General features: G+C 59.7%; 3 protein-coding genes. 1 reads left to right on the forward strand and 2 read right to left on the reverse strand.

Annotated elements, in window-relative coordinates; all coding sequences use genetic code 11:
* A partial coding sequence (locus Q4P78_RS09485; RefSeq protein WP_303340120.1) for a pentapeptide repeat-containing protein occupies window positions 1-300 on the reverse strand: 300 nt, incomplete at its 3' end.
* Between the two features lie 96 nt (window positions 301-396).
* Between Q4P78_RS09485 and Q4P78_RS09490 the strand changes: the two genes are divergently transcribed.
* The gene (locus Q4P78_RS09490) at window positions 397-621 is read left to right on the forward strand and encodes a hypothetical protein (protein ID WP_303340121.1); all 225 of its coding nucleotides are present in this window, start codon (window positions 397-399) and stop codon (window positions 619-621) included.
* 180 nt (window positions 622-801) lie between these two features.
* On the opposite strand, the gene Q4P78_RS09495 is transcribed toward Q4P78_RS09490, so the two are convergent.
* Window positions 802-1011 (reverse strand): hypothetical protein (locus Q4P78_RS09495; RefSeq protein WP_303340122.1); only part of this gene is annotated, 210 nt, incomplete at its 5' end.

A 1011-nucleotide genomic window follows, 5' to 3' on the forward strand; every position in this document is an offset into this window, starting at 1 on the left:
CGAGGAATGGTACTCGAAGGCGCTAAAATCTGCGTCTTGGGCGAAAACAGAGCCGCTAACATCAACCTCTTCACAGAATGAGCATTCGCTAAAATTGAGCGGTTGCGCCCAATAACACCCCGCCAAACGAACCGGGTAGAAAAATACGGCACCCGAAAAATCAAAAACTAGCCAGGACCACGGCCCGGAGGCAGGCCCATCTCCGGCGGCACCCAGGCGGGATACCCGGGCAGACACCTCAGCAAGAATACGTTCACGAACCCGAGCCTCAGGCGATAGCTCATCCCGTATCTGCTGCATTTTTAGGTGCGCTTGTGGGTCGGTGTGGGCAGAGCCAGCAAGCCGCCGGTACTCACTCACTAGTGGAAAGGGGGAGCGGATATAGGCGCAGAGCTCATGAATAATTGCTTGCGCCTTTTGGGCAGGCTGGTTTGGGTTGGGGCGCTTGCTGGTGATCTGGTCTACGGCTGGGCTGGCGAGCCATTCATCAGCCAGCTCTATGAGAGCCAGCGCCCCAGCCAGCCGAGTATCGGCATCAACGCTACTGAGCTGGCCGGTCGCCGCGATGCGCCTCTGCCCGCGCCCCACACTCACACTCTGCGCGCCCGAGGGCTGGGCTGATTCGGGATACTGGGCTGCGGGTCTCATACGGTGCCTCTCTCAACAGGTCGGGCAACCCGGCAACGGGGAGTAAACATTTAGCATATGCGTGCACAAACAGCAGGCGCTCGCCCATCACCGGCACAACAGACACACACCCACATATTCACATGCGGGCGCATGCACGCGGTGCACCTGAGGCTACACCGCTACCGGCTGCGCCTCTTCCTTCGGGGAGTTAAGGCCGCGCACCCACCGCGTGAACCCTTTATCCTCCGGGCCCACATTCGCTAGATGCTCCAGCTCAGAGACAGTCAGCGCCCGCGCATTCTCGGGGTAGCCGTCCACCAGTTTAATGCTGTACTCGCTCTCGTCCGCGGTGGTAAAATCATTCGCCCGATCCGGGTTAAA

Origin of the sequence: Rothia sp. (in: high G+C Gram-positive bacteria), from assembly GCF_030540545.1 — a bacterium.
GTDB lineage: Bacteria > Actinomycetota > Actinomycetes > Actinomycetales > Micrococcaceae > Rothia.

What these genes read in the sequence shown, in the direction of transcription:
- Q4P78_RS09490 (WP_303340121.1), top strand. Translation starts at nt 397, where the DNA reads ATGAATAATTGCTTGCGCCTTTTGGGCAGGCTGGTTTGGGTTGGGGCG.